At 69.0% G+C, this 23,435-nt stretch carries 24 protein-coding genes; 11 read left to right on the plus strand and 13 right to left on the minus strand.

The window, feature by feature from the left end; genetic code table 11:
* Positions 1-53: 53 nt before the first annotated feature.
* Positions 54-341, minus strand: coding sequence for a UxaA family hydrolase (locus SJY11_RS15575; protein ID WP_376987558.1), 288 nt, complete (start codon positions 339-341; stop codon positions 54-56).
* A gap of 86 nt (positions 342-427) precedes the next feature.
* Here SJY11_RS15575 and SJY11_RS15580 point away from each other — a divergent pair, with 86 nt between their 5' ends.
* The 3 genes from SJY11_RS15580 (at position 428) to ruvX (ending at position 2,820) form a co-directional block, all read left to right on the plus strand.
* A complete protein-coding gene (locus SJY11_RS15580; protein ID WP_376987560.1) occupies positions 428-1,192 on the plus strand; it encodes a GntR family transcriptional regulator in 765 nt (254 codons plus the stop codon).
* A gap of 78 nt (positions 1,193-1,270) precedes the next feature.
* Entirely contained in the window at positions 1,271-2,248 is a 978-nt protein-coding gene (locus SJY11_RS15585; RefSeq protein ID WP_376987562.1) for a tripartite tricarboxylate transporter substrate-binding protein, read from the plus strand.
* Positions 2,249-2,313: 65 nt separating this feature from the next.
* The gene (gene ruvX, locus SJY11_RS15590) at positions 2,314-2,820 is read left to right on the plus strand and encodes a Holliday junction resolvase RuvX (protein WP_376987564.1); all 507 of its coding nucleotides are present in this window, start codon (positions 2,314-2,316) and stop codon (positions 2,818-2,820) included.
* 74 nt (positions 2,821-2,894) lie between these two features.
* Here ruvX and SJY11_RS15595 read toward each other — a convergent pair whose 3' ends face one another.
* A complete protein-coding gene (locus tag SJY11_RS15595) occupies positions 2,895-3,269 on the minus strand; it encodes a hypothetical protein (RefSeq protein ID WP_326912101.1) in 375 nt (124 codons plus the stop codon).
* Between the two features lie 269 nt (positions 3,270-3,538).
* Between SJY11_RS15595 and SJY11_RS15600 the strand changes: the two genes are divergently transcribed.
* A complete protein-coding gene (locus tag SJY11_RS15600) occupies positions 3,539-4,453 on the plus strand; it encodes an AEC family transporter (RefSeq protein WP_376987566.1) in 915 nt (304 codons plus the stop codon).
* Between the two features lie 118 nt (positions 4,454-4,571).
* Entirely contained in the window at positions 4,572-4,868 is a 297-nt protein-coding gene (locus SJY11_RS15605) for a hypothetical protein (protein WP_376987568.1), read from the plus strand.
* Positions 4,869-4,927: 59 nt separating this feature from the next.
* Here SJY11_RS15605 and dprA read toward each other — a convergent pair whose 3' ends face one another.
* From dprA to SJY11_RS15630, 5 genes are read right to left on the minus strand one after another with little or no spacing between them, the layout of a single operon-like run.
* On the minus strand, positions 4,928-6,136 hold the full coding sequence (gene dprA / locus SJY11_RS15610; RefSeq protein WP_376989343.1) for a DNA-processing protein DprA: 1,209 nt from the start codon (positions 6,134-6,136) through the stop codon (positions 4,928-4,930).
* Between the two features lie 16 nt (positions 6,137-6,152).
* Positions 6,153-6,776, minus strand: coding sequence for a glycerol-3-phosphate 1-O-acyltransferase PlsY (gene plsY, locus SJY11_RS15615; RefSeq protein ID WP_376987570.1), 624 nt, complete (start codon positions 6,774-6,776; stop codon positions 6,153-6,155).
* Positions 6,777-6,809: 33 nt separating this feature from the next.
* Complete coding sequence (pyrC, locus tag SJY11_RS15620; RefSeq protein ID WP_376987572.1) at positions 6,810-8,111, minus strand: dihydroorotase; 1,302 nt, start codon at positions 8,109-8,111, stop codon at positions 6,810-6,812.
* Positions 8,104-8,328: a hypothetical protein gene (locus tag SJY11_RS15625; protein ID WP_376987574.1), complete on the minus strand. Its 225-nt coding sequence runs from the start codon at positions 8,326-8,328 to the stop codon at positions 8,104-8,106. Before SJY11_RS15625 ends, pyrC begins: the two co-directional genes overlap by 8 nt.
* A 4-nt stretch (positions 8,329-8,332) precedes the next feature.
* Positions 8,333-9,277: an aspartate carbamoyltransferase catalytic subunit gene (locus tag SJY11_RS15630; RefSeq protein WP_069055083.1), complete on the minus strand. Its 945-nt coding sequence runs from the start codon at positions 9,275-9,277 to the stop codon at positions 8,333-8,335.
* A gap of 155 nt (positions 9,278-9,432) precedes the next feature.
* Here SJY11_RS15630 and SJY11_RS15635 point away from each other — a divergent pair, with 155 nt between their 5' ends.
* Positions 9,433-10,560: a serine hydrolase domain-containing protein gene (locus SJY11_RS15635; RefSeq protein ID WP_376987576.1), complete on the plus strand. Its 1,128-nt coding sequence runs from the start codon at positions 9,433-9,435 to the stop codon at positions 10,558-10,560.
* Between the two features lie 251 nt (positions 10,561-10,811).
* On the plus strand, positions 10,812-13,502 hold the full coding sequence (topA, locus tag SJY11_RS15640) for a type I DNA topoisomerase (protein WP_376987578.1): 2,691 nt from the start codon (positions 10,812-10,814) through the stop codon (positions 13,500-13,502).
* A gap of 22 nt (positions 13,503-13,524) precedes the next feature.
* Here topA and SJY11_RS15645 read toward each other — a convergent pair whose 3' ends face one another.
* From SJY11_RS15645 to SJY11_RS15670, 6 genes are all read right to left on the minus strand, one after another.
* Positions 13,525-13,992 (minus strand): DUF6644 family protein, encoded by a 468-nt coding sequence (locus SJY11_RS15645; protein ID WP_376987580.1) that lies wholly within the window; start codon positions 13,990-13,992, stop codon positions 13,525-13,527.
* Positions 13,993-13,998: 6 nt separating this feature from the next.
* The gene (locus SJY11_RS15650; RefSeq protein WP_376987582.1) at positions 13,999-14,406 is read right to left on the minus strand and encodes a DUF6152 family protein; all 408 of its coding nucleotides are present in this window, start codon (positions 14,404-14,406) and stop codon (positions 13,999-14,001) included.
* Positions 14,407-14,496: 90 nt separating this feature from the next.
* Positions 14,497-15,639: a DUF2778 domain-containing protein gene (locus SJY11_RS15655; RefSeq protein ID WP_376987584.1), complete on the minus strand. Its 1,143-nt coding sequence runs from the start codon at positions 15,637-15,639 to the stop codon at positions 14,497-14,499.
* 230 nt (positions 15,640-15,869) lie between these two features.
* A complete protein-coding gene (locus tag SJY11_RS15660; RefSeq protein ID WP_376987587.1) occupies positions 15,870-16,817 on the minus strand; it encodes a ring-cleaving dioxygenase in 948 nt (315 codons plus the stop codon).
* A 138-nt stretch (positions 16,818-16,955) separates the two neighbouring features.
* Complete coding sequence (locus SJY11_RS15665) at positions 16,956-17,294, minus strand: hypothetical protein (RefSeq protein WP_376987589.1); 339 nt, start codon at positions 17,292-17,294, stop codon at positions 16,956-16,958.
* 100 nt (positions 17,295-17,394) lie between these two features.
* Positions 17,395-19,719, minus strand: a complete 2,325-nt coding sequence (locus SJY11_RS15670) for a bifunctional salicylyl-CoA 5-hydroxylase/oxidoreductase (RefSeq protein WP_376987591.1) — start codon at positions 19,717-19,719, stop codon at positions 17,395-17,397.
* A gap of 233 nt (positions 19,720-19,952) precedes the next feature.
* Between SJY11_RS15670 and SJY11_RS15675 the strand changes: the two genes are divergently transcribed.
* From SJY11_RS15675 to SJY11_RS15690, 4 genes are all read left to right on the plus strand, one after another.
* Entirely contained in the window at positions 19,953-20,708 is a 756-nt protein-coding gene (locus SJY11_RS15675) for an SDR family NAD(P)-dependent oxidoreductase (protein WP_376987593.1), read from the plus strand.
* A 3-nt stretch (positions 20,709-20,711) separates the two neighbouring features.
* A complete protein-coding gene (locus SJY11_RS15680) occupies positions 20,712-21,269 on the plus strand; it encodes a MarR family winged helix-turn-helix transcriptional regulator (RefSeq protein ID WP_376987595.1) in 558 nt (185 codons plus the stop codon).
* Positions 21,266-22,102 (plus strand): enoyl-CoA hydratase family protein, encoded by an 837-nt coding sequence (locus tag SJY11_RS15685; RefSeq protein WP_376987596.1) that lies wholly within the window; start codon positions 21,266-21,268, stop codon positions 22,100-22,102. The genes SJY11_RS15680 and SJY11_RS15685 overlap by 4 nt, the downstream gene beginning before the upstream one ends.
* A gap of 156 nt (positions 22,103-22,258) precedes the next feature.
* Entirely contained in the window at positions 22,259-23,425 is a 1,167-nt protein-coding gene (locus SJY11_RS15690) for an acyl-CoA dehydrogenase family protein (RefSeq protein WP_376987597.1), read from the plus strand.
* Positions 23,426-23,435 lie beyond the last annotated feature (10 nt).

Below are 23,435 nucleotides of genomic sequence, written 5' to 3' on the forward strand. Positions count from 1 at the left end.
ACGGGCTCGACCCTGCGGGAGCCCTTGGCGGCACGGTCAGAACGGCGAAGCGCTCACCAGCGCTTGGTCTTGGCGTTGTGGACGTGGAGATGCTCGCCCTGCTTCACATCGGCTTTGGCCTGGCCGATGTCCTGGCCGTATTTCCAGACCGTCTCGCCCTTCTTGATGTCCTTCAGCGCGACCTTGTGGCCGATCGGGATGTCCATCTTCGCGGTCAGGCGGAAGTCGGAATTGTCGTGGGTGACGACGCACAGCATGTCGGTGCCGGCCTTCAGGCCTTCGACGACGACGACGCCGACGGTGTCCTTCTTCTCATGGACCAGGAGGTGGGGCTTGCTCATGGGATTTCCTCGCTGCGATCTTTCGCCCGGCTCCCGCCTGCAATTCAGGACTCGACCGGCCTCGCGGCAAGTCTTATATAAGACACATGACTGAGCACAAGCTCGAAATTGCGGCGCCGGCCGAAACCGGCGGCGGCGCCGAAATCCTCGGATTTCGGCCACTTTACCGTCAGGTAAAGGCGAATTTCGTGCGGCGACTCGTCGAGGGCGCCTGGGCGCCCGGCATGGCGCTGCCGAGCGAAGGCCAGCTCGCGAGCGAGATCGGCGTCAGCCAGGGGACGGTTCGCAAGGCGCTCGACGAACTCGCCGCCGAGAACCTGCTGGTGCGGCGGCAGGGCCGCGGCACCTTCGTCGCCGAGCATGACGAGCAGCGCATCCTGTTCCAGTTCTTCAAGCTGGTTCCCGATGACGGAGTGGCCCGCTTCCCCGACAGCACCGTCCTCTCCTGCCAGGTTGCGACGGTCGATGCGGCCGAGCAGGCTGCCCTGGAGCTGGGACCGGACGCAGCGGTCATCCGCATCCGGCGCATCCGTTCGCTGGGCGGCCGGCCTTCGGTTCTCGAAACGGTGAGCCTGCCGGCAGAGCGTTTCCCGGGCCTGGCCGAGGGGCCGGTGCCGAACAATCTCTACAGCCTGTTTGCGACCCGCTACGGCGTCACGGTCGCCCATGCGCGCGAACGCCTGAAGGCGGTCGCCCTGTCGGCCGAGGATGCGCTGCATCTTCGCGTCGCCGCCGGAACGCCGGCGCTCGCGATCGATCGGATCGCGCTGTCGCTGGAGGACTCGCCCGTCGAGAGACGGTTCAGCCTGTGTCTGACGGAGGAGGCTCACTACCTGTCAGATCTGCGCTGAAGCGTTCGAGGTCCCTGAACTATCCAACCCAAGCCGACGCAGAGCGGCCGTTCATCACGACCCATGGAGGAAATACGCATGAGCATAACCAAACGGGCGGCCCTGGCCGCGTTGCTGTCACTGGGGCTGGCTGCGCCGGCGCAGGCGCAGAATTTTCCCACCAAGCCGATCACGGTGATCGTCTCCTACGCCGCAGGCGGACCGAGCGACGTGATTGCACGCCTGCTCGGCGAACAGATGAGCAAGGCGCTCGGCCAGCCGGTCGTGGTCGAGAACGTCGCCGGCGCGGGCGGAACGGCGGGCGCCAAGCGAGCCGCTGCCGCCGAACCGGACGGCCACACCATCCTGATCCACCACCTCGCGCTCGCCGCGGCGCCGGCGCTCTACAACAATCTCGGCTACGACACCAAGACCGCCTTCGCGCCGATCGGGCTGGTCAACACCGGCCCGATGGTGATCGCGAGCAAGCTCGCCCTGCCCCCGACGGACGCGAAGTCGTTCTTCCCCTACATCAAGGCGAATGCCGAGAAGCTGACGGTCGCGCATGCGGGCGTCGGTTCGAACTCGCATCTCTGCGCCGTGCTGATGTCCCAGCAACTCGGGGCGAAGTTCAACCAGGTCGCCTATCGCGGCACAGGCCCTGCGATGAACGACCTCGTCGGTGGACAGATCGACATCCTCTGCGACCAGTCGACCTCGGCCATCCCGCAGATCACCGGCAAGAGCATCCGCGCCTACGCCGTGACCTCGGCCCAGCGGCTCAGCGTGCTTCCGGACGTTCCGACGATGGCGGAGGCCGGAGCCAAGCTGGACATGACGATCTGGCACGGCCTCTATGCGCCGAAGGGCACGCCCGCCGCCGCGCTCGACAAGCTCAACGCCGCGCTGCGCACCGCGATCAAGGCGCCGGCCGTGGTCGAGAAGTTCAAGGCCTTCGGCACCAGCACCTTCCCCGAGAGCGAGATGACCCGCGAGGCCCATGCCAAGCTGTTCGCCGCCGAGGTCGACAAATGGGCGACCTCGCTGGCGGCCGCGGGCGTCAAGCCGCAGGGCTGAGGGCCGATCCCCGCCGATGGCATGCGCCGCTCGCCTCGCGTGGCGGCGCATGCTAGGGGCCGGCCATGTCCAGCAATGTCGTGCCGATCGAGACCTTCGCCGCCCTGCCCGATCATGCGCGGCTGCTCGGCCTCGATCTCGGCACCAAGACAATCGGTCTGGCGCTCTCCGATGTGGAGCGCCGGATCGCGACGCCGCTCGAGACGATCAAGCGGATCAAGTTCACGCTGGACGCCGCCGCGCTGCTGCAGATCGCCGCGAAGTATGGCGTCGCCGGGCTGGTCGTCGGCCTGCCGCTGAACATGGACGGCACGGAAGGGCCGCGCGTGCAGTCGACGCGCGCCTTCGTGCGCCATCTCGTGCCGCTGACGCCGCTGCCGATCCTGTTCTGGGACGAGCGCATGTCGACGCTGGCGGTCACCCGCACCCTGCTCGAAGCCGATGCCTCGCGCGCCAAGCGGGCCAGCGTGGTCGACAAGATGGCGGCGGCCTACATCCTCCAAGGCGTGCTCGACCGGCTAACGCGGATGGAAGCTGCAGCCGCGGACGAGGATTTTCCCGAAGGCCGCTGAGCAGTGGCTGGCTGGGTCAACGAAAAGCCCGCGCGTTTGCACGCACGGGCTTCAGTCGCTTCTTTACTCAACGCTCAGCGATGGTCGCGGAAGTCGTAGGGCTGGTGATAGTAGCGGCGATAGACCGGCGCTGGCGCGTAGACCGGGGCCGGCGCGTAGTAGCCGTCATAGTAGGGATCGGCATAGGCCCGGCGCTGCGAGGCGATGACCGCCGCGCCGAGAATGCCGAGCCCGACGCCCGCGGCGATCGCCGCGCCGCGATTGCCGCGATGCCAGCCCCCGCGATGGCCGCGGTAGCGGTACTGGCTGTACTCGGCCTGGGCCTTGTCCAGCCGGGCCGGATCGACGGCTGCGGGCGCGCCCGCGGCCATGGCCGGCGCGGCGAGCCCGACGGATGCGACGCTCAGCGAAGCGAGCGCGACGATGGCGGTCTTCCTCAGCGACATCATGGTGGATCTCCTGTCTGCGGGAACGGCCCCGATTTCGAGGCAGTCTCGCCCCCGGCGGTTGAATGCGGCCTGAACCAAACGCGGCCGGATTGCGGCAGACGCAATGCGGCCAGAGGGCCGGGCCATTGCTCCCCGCCGACGGCCATGAAATGGAAGCGGACCATCCATTCCGGATGCCATCGCCGTCTGCCGCGACAACGGTCGACGGCCGGACCGGTTCCTTCTGGGCACCGCCGGGCGCCCCTGCCCCTCCTCTCCCCGCCAAAGCCATGCTGACCAGCCTGATCGCCGTCTTCCTCGTCATCGCCACGGGCTGGTTCCTCAAGGCGCGCGGCATCGTCGGGCCGAACCACTGGCTCGGCGTCGAGCGTTTGACCTATCAGGTGCTGTTTCCGGCGGTCGTGATCCACACCCTCGCCGTGGCCGATCTCAGCCGCCTGCCCGTTCTGGCGATGGGGCTAAGCCTGGTCCTGGCCATCCTGATCGTCGCCGGCCTGCTGCTGCTGGCGCGCCCGCTGCTGGCGCGCGCGGGCGTCGACGGTCCCGCCTTCACCTCGATCTTCCAGGGCTCCGTGCGCTGGAACACTTTCGTCGCGTTGGCGCTGGCGGCAGGCCTGCAGGGGCGCGACGGGACGACGCTGATGGCGATCGCGGTCGCGGCGATGATCCCCCTGCTCAACGTGATGTGCGTGCTGGTGCTGTCGCGCTTCGCCCATGGCCGTCCGATGAGCCCGCTGGCGACGATCCGCTCGATCGCCTTCAATCCGTTCATCTGGTCGTCCGCCGTCGGCCTCCTGCTCAACCAGCTGCAATGGATGCTGCCGGCCGCCATCGTGAGCTATCTCGACGTGATGGGACGCGCGGCACTGGGAGTCGGGCTGCTCGCGGTCGGTGCCGGGCTCGACCTGCGCAGCCTCGCGCGGCCCCGAATCGCCCATGTCGTCGCGGTCGTGACCAAGCTCGTGGTGATGCCGCTGCTGGCCTGGACGATCGCGCGCCATCTCGGCCTTTCGGGCCCTGCCCTGACCATGACGGTCGTCGCGGCGTCCGTTCCCACGGCGACGGCGGCCTATTTCCTCGCCCGCGATCTCGGCGGCGATGCGCCCCTGATGGCCGAGATCACGACGCTGCAGACCCTGCTCGCCCTAGCGACGCTGCCGCTGGCCGTTGTTTTCCTCACATAGGCCGATACAATCACTTGAGATTTTGAGTCGATACACGTTAAAATTGCAGTCGTCGCTCCGATCTCGGGGAGACGCCATCGCTGGGGCTCGGCCCAGACTGCTCGGGGATACGTCAGAGATGACGGCTGCTGGACGAAACCCGCCGGTCGCGGCGGAGGACACCGACGCGAAAGGACAGACCGGGACACCGGCGCGGCGACAGCCCACCTCGGCGGAAAAGGTGCCGCGAAGTCCGCCGCCGCATGCCGCCCCGTCCGAAGTGGCCGGCTATATCGAGGTTCTGGTCGCCGAGATGCGATGGATGGCGCATTCGGCCGCCCTCGACAGCCTGGCCTATTTTCTCGAGATGGCGCGGCTGGAGGCGGCGATCCAGGCGCAGCGTCCGACCCGGTGCGTCCCCGACCGCAGCCGCTGACCGAATCGCGATGCGGGCGCCCGTCACGACCAGACCCTGTGTCGCATCGCGATGCGGCGTCACCCCTCGACGCGGGACAAGGCCCCGCCGGGATGGCGCCGGATCGCGCCCTCCAGTTCCAGATCGAGCACGGTGCGGCTGATGTCGCGGGCGCTGCAGCCACTGGCACGCACGAGATCGTCGAGCGAGACCGCCGTCCCGCCGAGGAGCGCCAGGACGCGCCGCCGGATCCCGCCGGTGTCGTCCGCGGCAGCGACCGAGCCCTCGGTCATGGGCGCCGGCTCCGGCCAGCGCGCCAACGGAGCGGGCTCGATGCCGGGGAGGTCGAGTTCGTCCCAGAGGGGCTGGGTCGGCGTTTCTCCCGCCCCCTCCCGCATCGTCGTCGCCGGGGGCATCAGCGCCGCAACATCGCCGACCAGCGGCGCCAGCGCCTCGATGACATGGGCCGCCTCGGCACAGAGCGTCGCGCCCTCGCGGATCAGGTGGTTGCCGCCCTCGGCGCGGGGATCGAGCGGCGAGCCCGGCACCGCGAAGACCAGCCTGCCTTGTTCATTGGCGAAGCGGGCGGTGATCAGCGAGCCGGATTTGCGGGCCGCCTCGACCACGACGGTGCCGAGCGAGAGCCCTGAGACCAGGCGGTTGCGGCGCGGAAAGTCACGCCCCCGGGGGGCGTAGCCGAGCGGCATCTCGCTGATCGCGGCACCCTCGGCCACGAGGCGCTCCAGCAGCGGCAGGTTCTGCGGCGGGTAGACCTCGTCGAGCCCGCCCGCCAGCACGGCCACGGTGCCCGTACCGAGGCTCGCTTCATGGGCGGCAGTGTCGATGCCGCGCGCCAGCCCGGAGACCACGACGAACCCGGCCTCGCCGAGGTCGCGGGCGAGCCTGGCAGTAAATTTGAGCCCGGCGGCGGAGGCGTTGCGCGAGCCGACGATGGCGACGCAGGGCCGCAGCAGCACGTCGACCCGGCCGAGAACGGCGATCAGCGGCGGCGCGGTGTCGATCGCCTGAAGCGCGGGCGGATAGGCGCCCTCGCCGAGGGCGAGGAGCCGTCCGCCGAGCCGGTCCAGCGCCGCGATCTCGCGCTCGGCCTCGGCCTGCGGACAGATCCGGATGGTCCTCCCGGCCTGGCGCGCGAGGTCCGGCAAGGCCTCCAGCGCCGCCGCCGCGCCGCCATAGCGGTTCATCAGTGAGCGGAAGGTGCGCGGGCCGACGCTTTCGCTGCGGATCAACCGCAGCCAGTCGAGACGCTGGCGATCGCTGAGGACGATGCCAGCCATGGGCGCCTCAGCCCTTCTGCCCGATCTTGCCCTCGCTGCCGGCGAGGAGGCGGACGATGTTGGCACGGTGCATGAACCACAGCAGCAGGGTGAGCACCGCCATCAGCGCCGCCGCCTTGGCGTCGCGGACCCAGAACAGCAGCAGCAGCGGCGTCAGCAGGCTCGCAATCAGCGCCGAGAGGGACGAATAGCGCGTGAGATAGGCGATGCTGAGCCAGAGCGCCGCGAAGACGAGCGCGATCGATCCCTTGAGCGCGATCAGGATGCCGAGGAAGGTCGCGACGCCCTTGCCGCCCTTGAACCGCAGCCAGACCGGGAAGAGATGGCCGAGGAAGGCGCCCAGCCCCGCGACGAGCCCGGCTTCTCGCCCGCCCAGGAGGGCCGCAGCCAGCAGGACCGCCGCCGTGCCCTTGAGCATGTCGCCAAGCAGGGTCAGCGCCGCCAGCTTCTTGTTGCCGGTGCGTAGGACGTTGGTCGCGCCGATATTGCCGGAGCCGATGCTGCGCAGGTCGGGCCCGCCGCTCAGGCGGGTGAGGATGATGCCGAAGGGAATCGAGCCGAGCAGATAGCCGAGCAGAAGCGCCGCAGCGCCGGTCGAGCCGGACAGGCTCCAGTTCATCACGTCGCTCATATCGCCTCTTTCGCCACCGATCGCGACTTTAGCCTAACCGACCGGGGCCTCATAGACCACGCGGCCGCCGACGAGGGTCGCCTGGACGATGCCCTCGAGCCGCGCCTCGTCGAAGGGCGAATTCTTGGCGCGCGACTTCAGCTTGCGCTTGTCGACGACATAGGGCGCCTCAAGGTCGAGCCACATCAGATCGGCGGGGGCGCCGGGCGCGAGGCGCCCGCAGCGCAGGCCGAGAAGATCGGCCGGTCGTGTCGACAGCGCCGCCAGCAGGTCCGGCAAGGCGATCTGACCGGCCTGGACCAGGCGCAGCGAAGCCGAGAGCAGCGTCTCGATGCCAAGCGCGCCGTCGGCGGCCTCGGCGAAGGGCTGGCGCTTGGTCTCGACATCCTGCGGATCGTGATCGGAGACGACGACGTCGATGACGCCCTCGGCCAGGGCGGCGACCAGCGCCAGCCGCTCGGACTCGTCGCGCAAAGGCGGTGAGACCTTGCAGAAGGTGCGGTAGTCGCCGACGTCGTTCTCGTTCAGCGTCAGATTGTTGATCGAGGCGCCGCAGGTGACGCGCAAACCATCGGCCTTGGCCCGGCGGATGAGCTCGACCGAATCGGCGCAGGAGATCATCGCGGCGTGGTAGCGCCCGCCAGTGGCGCGGGCGAGGCGCAGGTCGCGCTCCAGCATCACCGTCTCGGCCTCGCGCGGAATGCCCGGCAGGCCCTTGCGGCTGGCGAACTCGCCCTCGGCCATCACGCCTGAGCCGCGCAGATCGGGATCCTCGACATGGTTCATGATCAGCGCGTCGAAATCGCGGGCATAGACCAGGGCGCGGCGCATGATCTGCGGATTGGGCAGGGCCTTCGCGCCGTCGCCGAAGGCGACGGCGCCGGCCTCCAGCAGCAGACCGATCTCGGTGATCTCCTTGCCGTGGAGCCCCTTGGTCAGGGCGGCGCAGGGCAGGACGTTGACGATCGCCTTGTCGCGGGCGCGGCGCTTGATGAAGTCGATGATCGCGGGGTCATCGATCGGCGGGTCGGTGTCGGGCCGGCAGACGACAGTGGTGACGCCACCGGCCGCGGCGGCCTGCGAGCCGGTGCCCAGCGTCTCGCGGAATTCGGCGCCGGGCTCGCCGAGGAAGGCGCGCAGATCCACCAGCCCAGGGGCGACGACGAGCCCGCGCGCGTCGATGCGGCGCGCTCCCTCAGGCGCGGCTGGCTCGGCGCCCCAGGCGATGTCGGCGATCAGGCCGTCGCGGAGCAGGAGCGAACCCCTGCCCTGCCGGCGTGCCGCCGGATCGACCAGTTCGGCATTCACGATGACGGTGGTCGGCGAGTCAGCCATTGCGGTCTCCCAGACCCTTGAAGATCGCCAGCCAGAACCAGAGAATGCCGACGAAGAGAGCGATGAAGAAGCCGCCGCCGAGAAGCAGCGCCCAGGTCCAGACCGAGCCCGCATCGTCGTAAAGCAGCATCGCCGCTAGAGCGACATAGGCGAGCAGCAGGAGCCAGAGGGCCCCCTTGGCCCTGGCCGCCAGAAATGCGGTCGCGAGCCTCAGCATCGCGTCACAGATTGGGCAGGTGCTGCGCCAGCGCGTCGAGCACCGCCATTCGGACCGCGACCCCCATCTCGACCTGCTCGCGGATCAGCGACTGGGCGCCGTCGGCGACCTCGGAGGAGATCTCGACACCGCGGTTCATCGGGCCGGGATGCATGACCAGCGCATCGGGCTGTGCCCGCTGCAGCTTCTCGCGGTCCAGGCCGAAATAGCGGAAATACTCCTTCGAGGAGGGCACGAAGGCGCCATGCATGCGCTCGAGCTGGAGGCGCAGCATCATCACGATGTCAGCGCCTTCCAGGCCCTTGTTCATGTCGGTGAAGACCTCGACGCCCATGCGCTCGATGCCGGCCGGCAGCAGCGTCGAGGGCGCGATCAGGCGGACCTTGGCGCCGAGCGCATTGAGCAGGATGATGTTCGAGCGGGCGACGCGCGAATGCAGGATGTCGCCGCAGATCGCGACCGTCAGCCCCATGATCCGCCCCTTGTTGCGGCGGATGGTGAGGGCGTCGAGCAGGGCCTGCGTCGGGTGCTCATGGGCGCCGTCGCCGGCGTTGACGACAGAGCAGCCGACCTTGCGGGCGAGGAGATGGACCGCGCCGGCCGCATGATGGCGCACGACGATGATGTCGGGGCGCATCGCGTTCAGCGTCGCGGCGGTGTCGATCAGCGTCTCGCCCTTCTTCACCGAGGAGGACGCGACCGACATGTTCATGACGTCGGCGCCCAGGCGCTTGCCGGCCAGCTCGAAGGAGGCTTGCGTCCGGGTCGAGGGCTCGAAAAACAGGTTGATCTGGGTGCGGCCGCGCAGGGTGGCCGTCTTCTTCTCGACCTGGCGGGAGAGCGCGACATAGGCGTCGGCCCGGTCCAGCAGCGCCTCGATGTCCAAATGGTTCAACCCCTCGATCCCGAGGAGATGCCGGTGCGGATAGAGCGGGGCTGGCGATGTCATTTGAAGAGGGGTGTTTAGGCGCGAGTCGGCTTTGGCGCAAGCCGCCTGCCGCTGTTGTCACCATGCGGTTGACCCGATGGCGGCGCCGGCGAAAGGCCGCTACGCCTTGGGTTCGGCGACCATGCCGCCCCCTGCCCGCCGTGAGGAGCCCGCCCATGTCCCCCGCCGCCGTTCCCGCCGCCCATGGCGCGACCTGGAGCACGATCGCGCCGGCCGAGGCCGGGTTCGACGAGGCCCGGTTGGCGGAGGCGATCGCCTTCGCGCAGGCCCATGACAGCCCCTGGCCGAAGAGCCTGATCTACCCCGACGGGAGTTATGTCGGGAATCGGGAATGGAACGAGAGCGGACCGTGGACCGAGATCGTCGGGCACGTGCGCGGGCGCGGCGGCCCGGCCGGTCTGGTGCTGAAGGGCGGGCGGATCGTCGCCGAATGGGGCGACACCGCCCGCGCCGACATGACGTTTTCGATCGCCAAGAGCTATCTGTCCGTGCTGGCGGGGCTCGCCGTCGCGGACGGGCTGATCGGCGATCTCGACGAGCCGGTCGGCCGCAGCGTGTCCGGACCCGTCTTCGAGAGCGCCCACAACGCGAAGGTCACCTGGCGGCATCTGCTGCAGCAGTCCAGCGAATGGCAGGGCGAGATCTTCGGCAAGTCCGACCAGGTCGACCATAACCGCCAGATCGGTCCGGGCGCCGACAACAGCCGCAAGGGCCAGAAGCGGGAGCTCCACGCCCCCGGTAGCTTCTACGAATACAACGACGTGCGGGTGAACGTGCTGGGTTATGCGCTGCTGCAGCGCTTCCGCAGGCCTTTGCCCGAGGTCCTGCGCGAGCGCATCATGGACCCGATCGGTGCCTCCTCCGAATGGGAATGGCAGGGCTACGAGAACTCCTTCGTCGAGATCGACGGGCAGCGCATGCAGTCCGTGCCGGGCGGCGGCCACTGGGGCGGCGGCCTGTTCATCGGCGCGCGCGACCATGCCCGCTTCGGCCTGCTGATGGCGCGCGGCGGCGAATGGGGCGGGCGCAGCCTGCTGCCGGCCGAGTGGATCGCGCAGATGGTCGCGCCCTCCCCGACGCTGGCGAATTACGGCTTCCTGTGGTGGCTGAACCGCGGCCCCACGGCCCGCCCGGCGATTCCGGCGAGTGCCTACTGGGCGCTGGGCGCGGGCACCAACGTCATCCTCGTCGATCCGGAAAACGACCTCGTCGCCGTGCTGCGCTGGATCGACGGGGCGTCCTTCGACGGCTTCCTGAGCCAGCTCTACGGCGCGCTGCGCTGAGACGGAGCGGGACGGCGCAGCTGCCCCGACCCTTGCGGAGCGGGGCCGAGCCCGCCATTTGCAGGCCTGCCGGGGGATGTGGCCAAAACGCCGCCGACCGGCGCAAAAGCGCAATCGGCGTTTGACACGACCGATTCCCTGAACCAACTTCGCGCGCAATTCCGAACCGCCGGGTCTTTCACCGGTCGCGGGACCGCTCCCAACAAGGGCGGTGCCGCGCTCCGAGGAGGCTATGACCGAGACACCGCACCATGAAGCTCCTCGTTGTCGAGTCGCCGGCCAAGGCCAAGACGATCAACAAATATCTCGGCTCCGACTATGAGGTGATCGCCTCCTTCGGGCATATCCGCGACCTACCGGCCAAGGACGGCTCGGTCGATCCCGAGCAAGACTTCGCGATGAAGTGGGAGATCGAGGGGCGCGGCGCCAAGCAGGTCGCCGAGATCGTCAAGGCGCTGAAGGGCGCCGACAAGCTGATCCTGGCGACCGACCCCGACCGCGAGGGCGAGGCGATCTCCTGGCATGTGCTGGAAGCGCTCAACGCCAAGAAGGCGCTGAAGGGCATCCCCGTCGAGCGCGTCACCTTCAACGCCGTCACCAAGGATGCGGTGCAGACCGCACTCGCCAATCCGCGCCAGGTCGACCAGGCGCTGGTGGACGCCTATCTCGCACGCCGGGCGCTGGACTATCTCGTCGGTTTCACCCTCTCGCCGGTGCTCTGGCGCAAGCTGCCGGGCGCCCGCTCGGCCGGCCGCGTGCAGTCGGTGGCGCTGCGCATCGTCTGCGACCGCGAGCGCGAGATCGAGGCCTTCCGGGCGCGCGAATACTGGTCGCTGGTGGCGACGCTGGCGACCGCGGCCGGTGGCATTTTCGACTCCCGCCTCGTCGGCGCCGACGGCCGGAAGATCACCCGGCTCGACATCGGCACCGGCGACGAGGCCCGCGCCTTCAAGGAAGCGCTGGAGACGGCCGCCTTCAATGTCGCCACTGTCGAGGCCAAGCCGGTCAAGCGCCACCCCTACCCGCCCTTCCAGACCTCGACGCTGCAGCAGGAGGCCTCCCGCAAGCTGGGGCTGGCCCCGGCGCGCACGATGCAGCTGGCGCAGCGGCTCTATGAGGGCGTCGACATCGGCGGCGAGACGGTGGGTCTCATCACCTATATGCGAACCGACGGCGTCGACATGGACGGCTCGGCCATCGAAGCCGCGCGCCGGGTCATCGGCAAGGAGTTCGGCGACGCCTATGTGCCGGGCGTGCCGCGCAAATACACCGTCAAGGCGAAGAACGCGCAGGAGGCCCACGAGGCGATCCGCCCGACCGATCTCGGCCGGCTGCCGGCCATGGTCATGCGCCATCTCGAACCCGAGCAGGCGAAGCTCTACGAGCTGATCTGGAAGCGCACCATCGCAAGCCAGATGGAATCGGCCTCGCTGGAGCGCACCACGGTCGACATCGCGGCGACCGTCGCCGGCCGCAACCTCGAGCTGCGCGCCACCGGCCAGGTCACGCTCTTCGACGGCTTCCTGACGCTCTATCAGGAGAGTCGTGACGACGAGGAGGACGAGGATTCCAAGAAGCTCCCGGTGATGAAGACCGGCGAGCCCCTCGAAAAGCGCGCCATCGCGGCCGACCAGCACTTCACCGAGCCGCCGCCGCGCTATTCGGAAGCAAGTCTGGTCAAGCGGATGGAGGAACTCGGCATCGGCCGGCCTTCGACCTATGCCGCGACGCTCTCGACGCTGCGCGACCGCGAATATGTCCGCATCGAGAAGAAGCGCCTCGTGCCCGAGGACAAGGGCATGCTGGTGACGGCGTTCCTGGAGAGCTTCTTCAAGCGCTATGTCGAGTTCGACTTCACCGCCAATCTCGAAGAAAAGCTCGACCGCGTCTCGAATGCCGAGATCGACTGGAAGGTGCTGCTGCGTGAATTCTGGGAGGAATTCACCAGGTCGATCGGCGATACCAAGGATCTGCGCGTCGCCGAGGTGCTGGAGGCGCTGAACGGCGTGCTCGGCGCCCATGTCTTCCCGCAGCGGGAGGATGGCGGCGATCCGCGCTCCTGCCAGGTCTGCGGCACCGGCACGCTGTCGCTGAAGCTCGGCAAGTTCGGCGCCTTCGTCGGCTGCTCGAACTACCCCGAATGCCGTTACACGCGGCCGCTCACCGTGTCCGCAGCCGACGGCGAGGCGACCGCCGAGGGCGGGACCGGCGCGCCGGGCGTGCGCATCCTCGGCAAGGACCCGGTAACGGAGGCCGAGGTCACGGTCCGGGACGGGCGCTTCGGCCCCTATATCCAGCTCGGCGAGGGCGAGAAGCCCAAGCGCTCCAGCCTGCCCAAGGGCATGAGCCCGGGCAGCGTCGATCTTGCGACGGCGCTCGCCTTGCTCGCGTTGCCCAAGGAGGTCGCGCGCCATCCCGAGAGCGGCGAGCCGATCCTCGCCGGCATCGGCCGCTATGGGCCTTACGTCCAGCACGGCAAGACCTACGCCAATATCGACAAGGACGACGACATCCTGCAGATCGGCGGCAACCGCGCCATCGACCTGATCGTCGCCAAGGAGACGGGGGGGCCGGGCGCCCGCTTCGGACGCGGCGCAGCGGTTCCCGGGCGTGAGCTCGGCGAACATCCCGGCGGCGGCAAGCTCGTGGTGCGGGCGGGCAAATACGGGCCCTACGTCAACTGGGGCAAGGTCAACGCGACGCTGCCAAAGGCGCTGACGCAGGAGGCAATCACGCTCGAGCAGGCGGTCGAACTGGTCAACGCCAAGGCCGAGTCGAGCGGCGTCAAGGGACCCGCCAAGACGAAGGCCGCCAAGGCGCCGGCCAAGAAGCCCGCGGCCAAGTCCGCCACCAAGCCGGCTACGGCGAAAGCGGGGGCGAAAATCGCCGCCGCCAAGCCGAAAGCCGCGGCGGGCAAGGCGAAAGCTGCCGCCAAGGGTTGAGGCGAGCGGGGCGGCGGCCGCTTCAGAGAAAACCGATCCAGCGCCCCGCCAGCAGCGCGCTGGGCCAGAGCGTCAGCGAGGCGAGTGCGCGCCAGCGCACCGCCGCGGTGATGTCGCCCGCCAGCGCGCGGAGATAGGCCGCGCTTCTATGCTGCAGGGCGATGTTGGCGAGCGCCAAAGCGAGCAGGCCGAGCTTCCAGAGGAGGGCGGCGTTGCGGGCATATTCGACCGGACGCACGGTAAAGAGCCAGGCGCCGCTGACGAGCGCGAGGGCAAGCCCGATTCCCGCCATGCGCGACAGCACGGGCGCGAGGGCGGCGACCGGTACGCTGCGAAAGAACCCGAGCAGCCGCAGGTCGAGCGGCAGGATCGCGCCGATCAGCAGGGCGATGCCGAGAATGTGGCTGGCGTTGACGAGGAGATAGGCCGTCCCGCTCTGCTTGAGCAGCACGGCTCCGGGCCATGTCCCGAGACCGGCGAGAAGCTCCATGCGGCCTCAGTTGGTGCGGATGCGCTCCGGATACATGTCGTAATTCTTGCCGGCGATGACGATGCGCACGGCCTTCAGATGCGCCTTGCTCTTGTCGAGATGCCGGTTGCCAAGCGCGGTGATCGCGTCGCCGGGCTTGGCCGTGTCGCCGGTGAAGCCGGAGCGCGCGGTCTGGTTGGGGTTGCCGAGATCGACCTGCCACTCCTGGCCGTCGGCGGCGGTGACCATCAGCATCGGATGCGGCGGCGCCATCGAGATCGTCCGGATCGTGCCCTTGAGTTCCATCTGCTCGCCCTCGGCCCAGGCCCAGCCATGATGGGCCGCAACCGGCAGGGCCATTGTCGCGGCAAGGAAGGTTGCGCCCGCCAGCAGGCGGCGGCGCGAAGCGGTGGCGAAGGTCGCGGAACGGGTCATCGGCGGTCTCCCTGTGGGCTCGATGGGTCTGAACACCTCGGCTCCGCCCACCGTTCCCCAACCGATGATCACGCGCCGCTCACCTGCGCGTCAACGCGAGGCGATCAGCGAGGTCGGCGCGTCGCGCATGCTGGCGACCACGATGATGCGCTTCACCTCGCCGCGCAGATAGGCCTGCAGGAAGCGGTCATAGTCCTTGAAGGAGATGCAGCCATTGGACTGACCGTTGGGTCCGAGCAGATAGGGGTGGGTCAGAAGACCGGCGCGGCCATAGATCGCGCTGCTGCCCCCGACCGGATGCATCCGCAGGGCGCGGTGGCCATGGAACAGCGCTTCCCGCTCGACGAGGTTGTAGGTGTGGGGCGGCGTCGCGCCATGCATCCGGACATGGACGTAGCGGGGATCGTCCATCTTGTCGCCGAAGCCGGAATGGGCCTCCAGCTTCTCGCCATTGGGCATATGCACGGTCTTGGCGCTGATGTCGTAGATCGCCGTGGCCTGTGCGGCTCCGGGCGCGGGCCCGAAGGACGGGCTGAGGCGGCGGCCGCGCGAGCGATCGACCGCGTCGTCCTCCGGCGCGGCATAGGCCATGGCCGGCCCCCTGGGCTGCGGTGCCGCTCCGAAGAGCTTCTCGAGGAAGGAACGGTTGTCCTCGACAGCCGGGGCCGGCGTCGCGGCGGCGACACGGGCGGCGCGCCGGGTCGGCTGGCGCAGCGCGATGGCGGGCGGCGCGGCCACCTGAGGAGCCTTGAGTTCGGCCGGGCGCGGCGCCGGCAGCGGCGCATCCTTCAGGATGCGGGTGACCGCCTGCGGCTCGACGGCGGGAGTGGCGACGGACGCGACCACCGCAAGAGCCGCCTGAGCTGCGGGCGCGGGAGCCACAGAGGCGGGCGGCAGGGCGGCGACGACGGAGGGCTCGGCTGCGAGCGGGAGGCGGGCGGCCTGGACGGGTGCCTCATGGCGCTGGAGCCCGGCCTGGAGCGGCGCCTGCGCACCGAAGGCCGAGGGCGTCGTTCCGAGCGCGAAGCCCGGCCTGAGCAGGTCGCGATAGGCGGTGGAGGACGAGGCGAGCGAGCCGGTCACCATGACGTCGCGCTGGGGAGCCGCTGCAGCGGAGCGCTCCGCCTCATGGCCCGGATCGAGCGCGACGTAGCCGACGCCGCAGGCGACGACGATGGCGGCGATCTGGACGAAGATGTTGTGACCGACCCGGTAGCGGGTTCGCGACGCCATGCGCAGCCTGTAGCCCTGACCCGACATCCCGTAACGCTCTCGACCCGACCCAACACACAGGCGCCGTCGCGACGGGACGGCACGAGCCGGCAAGCGGCATGGATCGAGTAGAGGCGGCCTTGGTTAAGGCGGGGTGAAGGCCATCCGGCGATTGCGACAAAAACCGGCGGGGCGGACCGGCCGCCCGGTCCGCCCCGCGGCGATGTCGAACCCGCAGCCGAGGCCGTTTGTCAGAGCGGCTTGAGGCCGGCCTCGATCGCGGCGCGGCGGCCTTCGAGGAAGGGCGGCAGCGCCAGCGTCTCGCCCATCGTCTCGGCCGGCTCATCGGTGGCGAAACCGGGCTCGTCGGTGGCGATCTCGATCAGGATGCCGTTGGGCTCGCGCAGATAAAGCGAGCGGAAATAGAAACGGTCGACGGGGCCGCTGTTGGGATAGCCGGCGGCGCGCAGCCGCTCGGCCCAGGCGTCGTAGTCGGCGAAGGTCGGAGTCCGCAGGGCGAGATGGTGGACACCGCCCGCGCCTTCGCGCGCCTGCGGCAGATCCGGCTCGACCGCGACATGGAGTTCGGCCGCCGGGCCGCCCTCCCCGATCCGGAAGACGTGGATCTCGCCGGTGGCGTGGGCCGCGTCGCGATAGCTGCCGATGCGCTCCAGGCCCAGCAGCTGCGTGAGCACGACCTCGGTCCGCTCCAGCTTCGGAACCGAAATGGTGACTGGGCCGAGGCCGCGGATCTGATGCTGCGCCGGGACCGGGCTCTTGTCCCAGACGACGAAGGGGATGTCGCCGCCATCGGCGAGCAGCGTCAGGCGCTGGCCCTCCGGATCCTCGAAATCCACCGCTGCGCGACCATTGACGCTGCGGATCGGCGTGACCGCGATGCCGGCCGCCGTCAGGCGCTCGCGCCACCACTCAAGCGAGGCCTCGTCGGCGACGCGCAGCGAGGAGCGGACGATCGAATGGGTGCCGCGACGGGCGGGCGGGGCCGGCCAGTCGAAGAAGGTCAGGTCGGTGCCGGGCGAGCCGGCCCCGTCGGCATAGAAGAGGTGATAGGCCGAGGTGTCGTCCTGGTTCACCGTCTTCTTGACCAAGCGCATGCCCAGCGTCTCGACATAGAAGCGGCGATTGCCCGGCGCATCGGCCGAGATCGCAGTGACGTGGTGGATTCCGGTGAGCTTCATGGCGCCCTCTCAGGTCCGCCAGGCAGGACGCCCGGCCGTTTCACCAGAGATAGCGTGCCGGGCTCGCCATGGAACCATGGCGAGGGCAATCGCCCCATTGCTTCAGCGCAATGATCTCCGAGACGATCCACCTGCCATTCAGGGCTTCGAGGTCGGCGGGGCGGCCGAGGTGTCGGGAAGATCGACCTTGTCGCCGCGATTGGTCGGGGTGATGCAGTCCTGCGGCTTGTTCTTGCAGTCATAGACCATGGTGGGCGCAGCCAACTCACTGGAGATCCCGGCATTCGGCAGGATCATGTTCTGACCCTTGTCGATCTCCGTCGGGTTCGTGGTTCTCGGGCCGAGACCGCCGCTGGCCTTGGCCTCGGCCGGCGCCTGCGGCTTTGTCGTGGTGTCGCCCTGCGGCTGCGCCAGTGCGGCGGTGGTCAGGGCCGAGAGAGCGGCGGCGAGCGCGAGGCCCGGAAGCGAGCGGAACATCGGATAACCCTTTCCTGGCCCGCGCAGCTTGCGGGCGTCGGATCAGGCAACCCTGCGGCAGGCAGGATGTTCCAGTGCGGGCCGACGCCGCCACGCGGCCTCACGGGCTCAGCGCATGCCGGCCCGGCTTGGCCTTCAGCTTCAGGGCTTCCAGATCCTGCCGCTCGCGCGGGGTGTTGCGCAGGAGCTGGTCCTTGCCCGGCCCGTACTGCACCGGCTGCATCAGATCGACACCGTACCAGGCGGCCGAGCGCAGCACGAAGGACGGGTCCGACAGATGCGGGCGCCCGAGCGCGACGAGATCGGCCCGACCCGAGGCCACGATCGTGTTGGCCTGGTCGGCCGTCGTGATGTTGCCGACACACATGGTCGCGACGCGGGCCTCGTTGCGGATCTGGTCCGAGAACGGGGTCTGGAACATGCGGCCATAGACCGGCCGCGATTCGCGCACGGTCTGGCCGGTCGAGACGTCGACGAGATCGCAGCCCTCGCTGGCGAAGGCCTCGGCGATGGCCACCGAATCCTCGGCCGAGAGGCCGCCTTGCGCCCAGTCTGTCGCGGAGATGCGTACCGACATCGGCTTCTCGCGCGGCCAGATCTCGCGCAGTGCCCGGAACACCTCCAGCGGATAGCGCAGGCGGTTTTCGACCGACCCGCCATATTCGTCGCCGCGGCGGTTGGTCAGCGGCGAGAGGAAGCTCGCCAGCAGATAGCCATGGGCGCAGTGGAGTTCGAGCATGTCGAAGCCGGCGCGTACACCCCGCCCGGCGGCCGCGACGAACTCGGCTTTCACCCGGTCCATGTCGGCCCGTGTCATCTCGCGGGGCACCTGGCTTTCCGGGTAATAGGGCAAGGCCGAGGCCGAGAGGATCGGCCAGGCGCCCTCCGCCAGCGGACGGTCCATGCCCTCCCACATCAGCTTGGTCGCCCCTTTTCGCCCGGCATGGCCGAGCTGGAGGCAGAGCTTGGCGGCGGAGTTGGCGTGGACGAAATCAACGATGCGGGTCCAGGCGGCCTCCTGCGCATCGGTGTAGAGACCGGCGCAGCCGGGCGTGATGCGGGCGTCCGCCGAGACGCAGGTCATCTCGGTGAAGATCAGCCCGGGCCCGCCGATGGCGCGCGAGCCGTAATGCATCAGGTGCCAGTCGCCCGGTACGCCGTCTTCAGCCGAATACTGGCACATCGGGGCAAGCACGAGGCGGTTCTCGAGCGTGAGATCGCGCAGCTTCAGCGGCTGGAAGGCCGGCGGCACGGCGCTGCCGTCCTTGCGGCGGCGGGCGAGCGGGCCGAGTTCGCCCGCGACCATCTCGTCGACGGCGGCGACCATGTCGGGCGCGCGCAAAGCGAGATTGTCATAGGTGATCGCCTTGGAGCGGGTCATCAGGCCGAAGGCGAAGCGCAGCGGATCGAAATCCCAGAAGCGGCCGAGCTGCTCGAACCAGACCAGCGAGACATCCGCCGCGTGCTGGGTCTTCTCGACCTCCTCGCGGCGGGTGCGCTCGAACAGGGACAGCGCGTCGGAAACCTTCAGCCCCGCCTTGTGGAAGGCCTTGTGCAGGCCGATCGCATCCTCCATCGCGAGCTTGGTGCCCGAGCCGATCGAGAAATGCGCGGTGGCCTTGGCGTCGCCGAGCAGGACGACGTTCTCGACCACCCAGTTGCGGCAGCGGATCATCGGGAAGTTGCGCCAGAGCGAGCGGTTGGTGATCAGCTTGTGGCCCTGCAACTCCTCCGCGAAGACGCCTTCGAGGAAGGCGGCCGACGCCGCCTCGTCCATCGCGCCGAGGCCGGCCTTCTCGAAGGTCTCGGGGTCGGTCTCCAGCACCCAGGTTGAGCGGCCTGCCTCGTACTGGTAGCAATGCGCGATGAAGACGCCGTGCTGCGTCTCCTTGAAGAAGAAGGTGAAGGCGTCGAAGGGCCGCGTCGAGCCCATCCAGGTGAAGTGGTTCGGCCGCAGATCGACCTCCGGCTGGAAGCGGTCGCGCCAGCCCTCGCGGATGCGGCTGTTGATGCCGTCGCAGCCGACGACGAGGTCGTACTGCGCCTTGAGCGTCTCGATATCGGCCGCCTCCTCGCCGAAGCGTAGCTCGACCCCGAGTTCGCGGGCCCGGGCCTGGACGAGCAGCAGGAGCGAGCGGCGCGAGCAGCCGCAGAAGCCGTTGCCGGAGACGCGGTGGACGCTGTCCTTGAAGTGGACCTCGATGTCGTCCCAATATGCGAAATTGTCGCGAATGGCGGCGTAGCTCGCCTCGTCGGCGGCCTTGAAGATGTCGAGCGTCTGGTCGGAGAAGACGACACCGAAGCCGAAGGTGTCGTCGGGCTGGTTGCGCTCGAAGACCGTGATGTCGAGTTCCGGCCAGTCCCGCTTCATCAGGAGCGCGAGATAGAGCCCCGCAGGCCCGCCGCCGACCACTGCGATACGCATCCTAAGCCCCTCTTCCCGAACCGACTGAGAAATTATTTTAGGCCTAAAATAATTTTCACTCAAGCGACGCCCTCATCGCCTTGACCGAGATCAAACGACGCAGGCCAAGACTCGTCGATACGTGCTCTTCGGGTCGCTTATGGCATCCGGACAGAGCCCCGGATCCGCCTGTCACAGCCGCTTGCAAAATGCTTTAGACCTAAAATACATTGGTGCATCGGGAGGCGGTTCGGATGCTCCTTTCAGGGCGGCACGCGGTGGTGACGGGTGGAGGGCGCGGGATCGGCCGCGCCATCGCCGCGCGCTTGCGCCGCGAGGGTGCGCGCGTCTCCATCCTCGGCCGCGATGCGGCAGCCCTGGCCGCGGTCTGCGCGGCGGGCGATGCCGACGCCCATGCCGCCTGCGACGTCACGGGCGCGGCAGCGATGGCGGAAGCGCTGGCGCGGCTTACCGCGGATCAGCCGATCGACATCGCCGTCGCCAATGCCGGCGCCGTCGAGACCGGGCCCTTCCTGCGCAGCCCGGCCGAGCGCTTTCGCCGGATGACCGAGATCAACCTGATCGGCACGGTGAACCTGTTCCACGGCACCCTGCCCGGCATGGTCGAGCGCGGGCACGGGAGGCTGATCGCAATCGGCTCGACCGCCGGCCATCGCGGCTATGCTTACGTTTCGGCCTATGTCGCGGCCAAGCATGCGGTGATCGGGCTGGTGAAGTCGCTGGCGCTGGAGACGGCGCGCAGCGGTGTCACCGTCAACGCGGTCAGTCCCGGCTATGCCGATACGGATATGGTGGCGAGCGGGCTCGACGCGATCGTCGCCAAGACGGGCGTCAGCCGCGAGCAGGCGCTGGCCGGGATGGTCAAGGACAATCCGCAGGGGCGGCTGATCGCGCCGGACGAGATCGCGCAGGCGGTGCTCTATCTCTGCGGGCCGGCCAGCGGCTCGGTCACCGGCCAGTCCCTGACGATCAATGGCGGGGAGTTCTAGGCGATGGAGAGCATCCTGCCGGGCCTGATGCTCGACCGCGAGACCAAGGCGAGCGAGCGCCCCGGCGACCACAAGGACGAGTTGCGACTCTGGCTGCGGATGCTGACCTGCTCGACGCTGATCGAGACCGAGATCCGCAACCGGCTGCGCGAGGAGTTCAAGACGACGCTGCCACGCTTCGACCTGATGGCGCAGCTCGACAAGTCGAGCACCGGCATGACCGTCGGCGAGGTCTCGCAGCGGCTGATGGTCTCGAACGGCAACGTCACCGCCGTCGTCGCCGGGCTTCTGGCCGACGGGCTCGTCGACAAGCGCGCCGCCACGCAGGACCGGCGCGTGCAGGTGCTAACGCTGACGGCGCAGGGCCGCAAGGCCTTCAAGGCGATGGCCGAACGCCATGAAGGCTGGATCGCGGAGCTCTTCGCGGGGCTCGACCAGCCCGAGCGGGCGCAGCTCTTCCGCCTGCTCGGGCAGACCAAGGCCTCGCTGCACCGCGCGATCGCGGCTCGCGCGCAGGACGCCAGCAAGCAAGATGACGCCGGTAACGGAGATGCCTCGTGACCAGGCCGGCCAACGCCACGACCCTGCCGCTCTCGGGCTTCCAGCCTCAGCATTTCGCGCTGTCCGTCGCTGGCAAGGTCGCGACGGTGACGCTGAACCGGCCTGAGAAAAAGAATCCGCTGACCTTCGCAAGCTACCGCGAACTCACCGATTTCTTCCTCGCCGCGCAGAAGGAGGAGAACGTCAAGGCGATCGTGGTGACCGGCGCGGGCGGCAATTTCTCCTCCGGCGGCGACGTCTTCGAGATCATCGGCCCGCTGGTCGCGATGGAGACCAAGGAGCTGCTGAAATTCACCCGGATGACCGGCGATCTGGTCAAGGCGATCCGCGCCTGCCCGCAGCCGGTGATCGCCGCCATAGACGGCGTCTGCGCCGGCGCGGGTGCGATCATCGCCATGGCGTCGGATCTGAGGCTCGGGACAGCGGAGAGCAAGATCGCCTTCCTGTTCAACCGCGTCGGGCTCGCCGGCTGCGACATGGGCGCCTGTGCGATGCTGCCGCGGATCATCGGCCAGGGCCGCGCGGCGGAGCTGCTCTACACCGGCCGCACCCTGCGCGGCGAAGAGGCCGAGCGCTGGGGCTTCCTCAACCGGCTCGTCGCGAAGGAGGCGGCTCTCGCCGAGGCGCAGGCGCTGGCTAGTGAACTCGCGGACGGGCCGACCTTCGCCAATGCCATGACCAAGCGCATGCTCGAGATGGAATGGGCGATGTCGGTCGAAAGCGCTATCGAGGCGGAAGCGGTGGCGCAGGCGCTGTGCATGCAGACCGAGGATTTCGCCCGCGCCTACCACGCCTTCGCCAACAAGCAGAAGCCGGTCTTCGAGGGCAACTGAGATGATGTTCAGCGCCACCCACGCCGTCATTCCGGACAAGCTGCGCAGCAGCGCCGCTCCGGAATCCATCGTAGGGCGGCAGCGCTCTACGATGGATTCCGGCGCTCCGCTTCGCTGCGGCCGGAATGACGGCCGGTGGTGAGGGAGACCGCAAACATGCTCGGCGACACGCTCGACTGGCCCTTCTTCGAGGACCGGCACCGCCGCTTTGCCGCCGAGCTTGCGGCCTGGGCCGACGCCACGCTGCCCGGCCTTGCGCATGACGATGTCGACGCCGCCTGCCGGGCGCGTGTCACGGCTCTGGGCGAAGGCGGGTTTCTGCGGGCGGTGGTGCCAGAGGCCTATGGCGGGCTGAACCCGACGCTCGACGTGCGCACGCTCTGCCTCGCCCGTGAGATCCTGGCGGCGCGTGACGGGCTGGCGGATTTTTCCTTCGCGATGCAGGGGCTCGGCACCGGCGCGATCACGGTCGCGGGCTCGCAGGCCCTGAAGCAGCGCATCCTGCCCGGCGTCTGCGAGGGCGCGCGGATCGCCGCCTTTGCGCTGTCGGAGAAGGAAGCGGGCTCCGATGTCGCGGCGATCGCGACCATCGCCACGCCCGACGGCAACGGCCATGTCCGGATCGACGGCGAGAAGAGCTGGATCTCGAATGGCGGCATCGCCGACCATTACGTCGTCTTCGCCCGCACCGGCGAGGCGCCCGGCGCGCGCGGGCTGTCGGCCTTCCTGGTCGAGGCGGACACGCCGGGCCTGAGCGTCACCGAGCGGATCGAGGTGATCGCGCCCCACCCGCTGGCGACGCTGCGTTTCGAGGCCTGCCGCGTGCCGGTCGAGAACCGCATCGGTGGGCCAGGCGAGGGCTTCAAGGTCGCGATGGCGACGCTCGACATCTTCCGCTCGACGGTCGGCGCCGCGGCGCTGGGCTTCGCGCGGCGGGCGCTGCACGAGACGGTGGTGCATGCGAACGCGCGCAAGCTCTTCGGCGGCACGCTGGGCGATCTGCAGCTCTCCCAGGCCGCCATCGCCGACAGCGCGGCCGAGGTCGATGCCGCTGCCTTGCTCGTCTACCGCGCCGCCTGGACCAAGGATCGCGGCGCGGCGCGCGTCACCCGCGAGGCCGCGCTCGCCAAGCTCGTCGCGACGGAGAACGCCCAAAGGGTGATCGACCGGGCCGTCCAGATCCATGGGGGCTTAGGCGTCACCAAGGGCGTCAAGGTGGAGGAACTGTACCGGGAAATCCGGGCGCTGCGGATCTACGAAGGCGCCTCGGAAGTCCATAAGGTCGTGATCGCGCGCGACCTCCTCAAGGCCAAGAGCCAATAAGACGAGGGTG

This window comes from Allobosea sp. R86505 (assembly GCF_042466375.1).
Classification (GTDB): domain Bacteria; phylum Pseudomonadota; class Alphaproteobacteria; order Rhizobiales; family Beijerinckiaceae; genus Allobosea.

What these genes read in the sequence shown, in the direction of transcription:
- SJY11_RS15575 (WP_376987558.1), bottom strand. Translation starts at nt 341, where the DNA reads ATGAGCAAGCCCCACCTCCTGGTCCATGAGAAGAAGGACACCGTCGGC.
- SJY11_RS15580 (WP_376987560.1), top strand. Translation starts at nt 428, where the DNA reads ATGACTGAGCACAAGCTCGAAATTGCGGCGCCGGCCGAAACCGGCGGC.
- SJY11_RS15585 (WP_376987562.1), top strand. Translation starts at nt 1,271, where the DNA reads ATGAGCATAACCAAACGGGCGGCCCTGGCCGCGTTGCTGTCACTGGGG.
- ruvX (WP_376987564.1), top strand. Translation starts at nt 2,314, where the DNA reads ATGTCCAGCAATGTCGTGCCGATCGAGACCTTCGCCGCCCTGCCCGAT.
- SJY11_RS15595 (WP_326912101.1), bottom strand. Translation starts at nt 3,269, where the DNA reads ATGATGTCGCTGAGGAAGACCGCCATCGTCGCGCTCGCTTCGCTGAGC.
- SJY11_RS15600 (WP_376987566.1), top strand. Translation starts at nt 3,539, where the DNA reads ATGCTGACCAGCCTGATCGCCGTCTTCCTCGTCATCGCCACGGGCTGG.
- SJY11_RS15605 (WP_376987568.1), top strand. Translation starts at nt 4,572, where the DNA reads ATGACGGCTGCTGGACGAAACCCGCCGGTCGCGGCGGAGGACACCGAC.
- plsY (WP_376987570.1), bottom strand. Translation starts at nt 6,776, where the DNA reads ATGAGCGACGTGATGAACTGGAGCCTGTCCGGCTCGACCGGCGCTGCG.
- pyrC (WP_376987572.1), bottom strand. Translation starts at nt 8,111, where the DNA reads ATGGCTGACTCGCCGACCACCGTCATCGTGAATGCCGAACTGGTCGAT.
- SJY11_RS15625 (WP_376987574.1), bottom strand. Translation starts at nt 8,328, where the DNA reads ATGCTGAGGCTCGCGACCGCATTTCTGGCGGCCAGGGCCAAGGGGGCC.
- SJY11_RS15630 (WP_069055083.1), bottom strand. Translation starts at nt 9,277, where the DNA reads ATGACATCGCCAGCCCCGCTCTATCCGCACCGGCATCTCCTCGGGATC.
- SJY11_RS15635 (WP_376987576.1), top strand. Translation starts at nt 9,433, where the DNA reads ATGTCCCCCGCCGCCGTTCCCGCCGCCCATGGCGCGACCTGGAGCACG.
- topA (WP_376987578.1), top strand. Translation starts at nt 10,812, where the DNA reads ATGAAGCTCCTCGTTGTCGAGTCGCCGGCCAAGGCCAAGACGATCAAC.
- SJY11_RS15645 (WP_376987580.1), bottom strand. Translation starts at nt 13,992, where the DNA reads ATGGAGCTTCTCGCCGGTCTCGGGACATGGCCCGGAGCCGTGCTGCTC.
- SJY11_RS15650 (WP_376987582.1), bottom strand. Translation starts at nt 14,406, where the DNA reads ATGACCCGTTCCGCGACCTTCGCCACCGCTTCGCGCCGCCGCCTGCTG.
- SJY11_RS15655 (WP_376987584.1), bottom strand. Translation starts at nt 15,639, where the DNA reads ATGGCGTCGCGAACCCGCTACCGGGTCGGTCACAACATCTTCGTCCAG.
- SJY11_RS15660 (WP_376987587.1), bottom strand. Translation starts at nt 16,817, where the DNA reads ATGAAGCTCACCGGAATCCACCACGTCACTGCGATCTCGGCCGATGCG.
- SJY11_RS15665 (WP_376987589.1), bottom strand. Translation starts at nt 17,294, where the DNA reads ATGTTCCGCTCGCTTCCGGGCCTCGCGCTCGCCGCCGCTCTCTCGGCC.
- SJY11_RS15670 (WP_376987591.1), bottom strand. Translation starts at nt 19,719, where the DNA reads ATGCGTATCGCAGTGGTCGGCGGCGGGCCTGCGGGGCTCTATCTCGCG.
- SJY11_RS15675 (WP_376987593.1), top strand. Translation starts at nt 19,953, where the DNA reads ATGCTCCTTTCAGGGCGGCACGCGGTGGTGACGGGTGGAGGGCGCGGG.
- SJY11_RS15680 (WP_376987595.1), top strand. Translation starts at nt 20,712, where the DNA reads ATGGAGAGCATCCTGCCGGGCCTGATGCTCGACCGCGAGACCAAGGCG.
- SJY11_RS15690 (WP_376987597.1), top strand. Translation starts at nt 22,259, where the DNA reads ATGCTCGGCGACACGCTCGACTGGCCCTTCTTCGAGGACCGGCACCGC.